Genomic DNA, 4,227 nt, shown 5'->3' with positions numbered 1-4,227 from the left:
TAAATTTATAATTATATTTTTGGTGGAATATAATAAGAATTTTCTTCTCTGTAATCCCCTTCCTTTTTGAACAGACTCATTTTTCTTTGAAGTGTTGGTGATATCAATATTTATAACTATATTTGCAGCTGTACACTTTGGTTTAACAACATACAATTTAAAAGCTTTTTTGCTAATGAACCCCATTCGGAAGGGTTGAAAATAATCATAGATACTGAAAAATAAAAAGGTATTGAAGGAGAAGTTTGCATTAGAGGAAAATACGAAATAAGAACATACAATGAAATATGAAAGCATTGGTATCGCCTGAAAAAAGGGCTGAATGGAAAATAAATAGGCAAGAATTTATTTTAGAATTACAAGAAAAATATAATGTAATTGAACTGAATGAGATAACAGATATAAAAAGACATTATTGTTATGAATGGACTATAAAAGAAGATAATCATTTTATAGATGGTATGCTTGACAACACGCTGAATTGTGTGTGCATTGACACAGATTCTATAGACTTGTGTTGCTCTTTTGCCCTTTGGGTAAGAAGTTTTATGCCAGACAATGCAGATATTATGCTTTACGATGAGGATTTTATAAACCACATCTATTTTAAAAAAGATACAGACATTGGTAAGTTGATTGAGGTTTTCCAAAATAGTTAGCCACACTTTGCATATATTTTGAAGTTACTCCCGAACATAGTTTCATAACAAAAATGCTTAACATGCATTGAAAGAAAAGAATATTGTTGGTAATATGAGAATAGGCAAAGAAAAAATATTTGATTGATAACAACGATGATTAAAAATTAGTTTATGAAAGAGAATATTGAAACTTTAGAAGAACTTAAGGATAAATTGTGCAATTGGAAATGTTACGATGAAACAGAATTGCAAATACTGATATACGAGTTTGAGAAATTTCCAAGAAAAGAGTTTTCTTTAAACTACGCTCCCATTTTTACCAATAATATTTTAATTGAGAATATTGTAGAAATAGGTAAAGTGTTTCATACCAATCAAAAAATTAGCATAAACGTTATTTCAAGTTTGGGTTATATTGTGTGTCGTTATATGCCAAACCCTTCTTCTGAAATATTTAATTTGTTCGTGGAAGCCACAAAGGACAAGAAAGTTAATTACTATGTGTCGTTGAATATAAGTTCATTTCCTCAATTTAGCACATGGGAAGATAAATGGGAATATTTGCTATCAATGCCTTTAATTTCTCCTAAAAAGAAATCAATAGTAAACTTTCATAGAGAAGTAAAAAAGCTGCTTAGTTCTAACGAGCATATTCCTTCAGATATTCTAAAGAAAATTATAGAAACTCTAAAATCGCAAATCAGTTCTAATGAGTTAAGCGAATATAGCAGGGTTGATTATTTAAAAACCATTAGTTTATTAAAACAAAAAGAGGTGTAGAACTTCAGAAGAATAATTAATAAACATAGCTACATAAACAAGTTTAGGCTAAATGTTATAGATTCTATCTAAACTATACTCGTAAACTTGATGTTGTTAGCAAACAATTTGAATAAACATTTTGAGAAACGGAAAGAATAGATAGAAAACAACAAACTATTTTTATTGAAAGAAACAAAATGAATAAAGTTGAATTGTCTAAACAGCTACAGTCTATGGGAATTTCTCCCAATAAATATTCGTTAGAAGGCTCTGTAGCCACTTGGAATACTATTGTATTAGTAAAAAACTATAATATCTGGAAAGTATTATATATAGACGAACGTGGTAATCAAAACGAACTTGCATCTTTCAAAACAGAAAATGATGCATGCAAGTTTATTTATAATGAGTTTAAATGAAAAGAGAGGTAAACTTTTTTAGCCTAAATTTCTCACTAAAAAAGCTTATAATGAAAACATATTCTATACTTTTTAGGGAAATAATAGCTGCATTTACTTCGTACGCTTTAAATCTTCTATGCCAGTCCAAATAGCATTTTCGAAACGTGCCATTGAACTTGCTCTATAATGATTTACCCACGTATCTGAATTACTTTGAATGTTTATTTCAATTGTGCATAAAACATCGTCTTCGGTTGTATATTGTGGTAAATCTTTTATGAAATAAGCATCACTATTATTACCAGATGTCGTTATTGTATCGAGTGGAATATTTGCTAAACGAAAAAAATCTGTAGAACTAGCAAAGTCTAACTCACCCTTTTTACTAATTGAAGCTGATTCTTTTTGGTAAACTTCGTCTTTATTTTTACCATCAAGTGGTGGACCAGAAACAAATTGTCCTAATACAAAAGGCTGACAATAAGCAAGCGTAAATGTTTTAAATCCTGGGCAAATAATATCTAATTCATCGAAAAGTGCATTACCTTCTCCAAACTGTTCCATAGTTTGGCGTACAGTTTCGTCTAAAGTAGGAACATCGTTGTTTAATTCTTCTACCACTTGTGTATTGTTTGCTACTGTTTTCCATAGGTTTAGTCCAATTTCTTTTATCAGCTCGCGTTTATTGTTAATTATCAAGCTGCTCATATCTTTTGGAAAAGTAATAATTGGCTTTACATTTTGAAAAGCTTTAGTTACAGCTTCTATAATTTTACGTTCTTGTTCGGTTACTACTTTTGTTATGTTACAAGGCTTTGTAATATCAAGCTCCATAGTATAAGTATAGTTTGTAGCTTCTATTAACCGCAGAGAGAAAGCATTGTCGTAAACTTCTCCTGGTTTTGCCCTTTCAAAAATGTTATTCATATTGTCGGCTTGCAACAATTGGTAGCCATTTATAGTGTTATTTGTTTTTCCATCTGCTATATTTCTACAAATAACTTTATATGAATATTCATAATTTACGCATTGTCCTTTTTGAAAATATGGTTGATAAGTTTGTTGCGATTGCGCCATTACAATCACAAAAGCATATAAAATAAATATAAGCGTTATTAATCTTTTCATTTTAAAGACCTAAAAAACAATTGTGGTTTCTTTTATAGATACCCATTGTCTGGCTATTGTTGTTTATAGGGGACAAAAATAGCCAAAAGTTTTTTTATAACAAAATAAAGACTGCATTTTTACTTTTATTAAGTAGGCTTTCAAAATGGAACATTTATGTAATTTATTTTTTTAGTTTTGTCTTTCAATTAATAAAGAATAGCCAGTTATAAAAAGAAAAATCCTAAAATATTTCTTTATCCAACCAAAGTTGGTCAAGAAACATTTCAGAATTTACCTTATTTGTTTATTGTTGTTTTGTTATTTCATATCCTCGTAAAATTGAATTTTTAAATATACTAGGATATTAATAACATAAACATTCTTATTTTTATTGCTCTTCGAATGCTGTCATCAATGTTGATACTACAAATGCTGTTGTTGCTAATAATGCTGTTATCATAATCAATCCTTTCTTTTTTATGTTTAAACAATATACTGCTTCACAGTTTTTTATTTGCTATTATCCTAAATTATAGCACAAAGTTAATAAAAACCTATCTTTTACGACACAATTAAAACCATTTCCACTTATATACAACCTATTTTATAGCCATTTTATGATATAAATCAAAAAAAGAAGAATTTATTTCTACAAAATTTTATTTGCAATTAACCATTAACTTCATATAAAATACCGTTAGATTGCCGAACATATTGATTGTTTTACAATAAAACAGAACAGAATATAGAGGTTAGAGAGCTATTAAAATTATACAAGAAAACGAGAGATAGCATTATATATATTATAGTAATAACGAGAAATAATGATATTACGCCTGATAATCCAATTTGATATTTATTAAAATATACTATTCTATCACAATAACAAACTTATCATTGCTGTAAAATCACTACTTATTTTATCTCATAGCCTATAAACACAAATACAAAATATAAAATCGAATAAGTTTATATTTTTTTACAGCAAAAAAATCAATCTTACATTTAATGAGAAATTAAGTAGAATATTTTTTTTACAGTCTAAATATTCACTTATAGCAATTCGCTATGTTATATTTTTCTATCTTTATTAAGTTGAATAAAAAGAATTATTCCCTACAACGCCAAAAGCTTTAAACGAAATATTATAAGATTTATAAATATATATACAGAAAACATAAACAACACAAAGAAAGAAAAATGAAAATAAAAATGAATAAAAAGACACAAATTATTGCCCATATCCATTATAAATTTAATTATAATTAGAACTATAAATACATTTAATAGGAGTAAATAACCAGTAGAAAATA

General features: G+C 27.6%; 5 protein-coding genes. 3 read left to right on the top strand and 2 right to left on the bottom strand.

Annotated features, from left to right (window positions below):
- The coding region (locus HMPREF9144_RS13680; protein ID WP_006044489.1) for a hypothetical protein at positions 1 to 186 on the bottom strand (186 nt) is incomplete at its 3' end.
- Between the two features lie 101 nt (positions 187 to 287).
- Here HMPREF9144_RS13680 and HMPREF9144_RS03500 point away from each other — a divergent pair.
- The 3 genes from HMPREF9144_RS03500 (at position 288) to HMPREF9144_RS03490 (ending at position 1,822) form a co-directional block, all read left to right on the top strand.
- Positions 288 to 659, top strand: a complete 372-nt coding sequence (locus HMPREF9144_RS03500; RefSeq protein WP_006044488.1) for a hypothetical protein — start codon at positions 288 to 290, stop codon at positions 657 to 659.
- Positions 660 to 812: 153 nt separating this feature from the next.
- Positions 813 to 1,421 carry a hypothetical protein gene (locus HMPREF9144_RS03495; protein WP_006044487.1) on the top strand — a complete coding sequence of 203 codons (609 nt, stop codon included), beginning with the start codon at positions 813 to 815 and terminating at the stop codon, positions 1,419 to 1,421.
- A gap of 179 nt (positions 1,422 to 1,600) precedes the next feature.
- Positions 1,601 to 1,822, top strand: a complete 222-nt coding sequence (locus HMPREF9144_RS03490) for a hypothetical protein (protein WP_006044486.1) — start codon at positions 1,601 to 1,603, stop codon at positions 1,820 to 1,822.
- A 93-nt stretch (positions 1,823 to 1,915) separates the two neighbouring features.
- On the opposite strand, the gene HMPREF9144_RS03485 is transcribed toward HMPREF9144_RS03490, so the two are convergent.
- Entirely contained in the window at positions 1,916 to 2,932 is a 1,017-nt protein-coding gene (locus tag HMPREF9144_RS03485) for a hypothetical protein (RefSeq protein ID WP_006044485.1), read from the bottom strand.
- Positions 2,933 to 4,227 lie beyond the last annotated feature (1,295 nt).

Source organism: Prevotella pallens ATCC 700821 (assembly GCF_000220255.1).
In the GTDB taxonomy this organism is placed as follows: domain Bacteria; phylum Bacteroidota; class Bacteroidia; order Bacteroidales; family Bacteroidaceae; genus Prevotella; species Prevotella pallens.
Note: the sequence above shows the minus strand (reverse complement) of the source record. Positions and strands in the feature narration are given on the sequence as shown.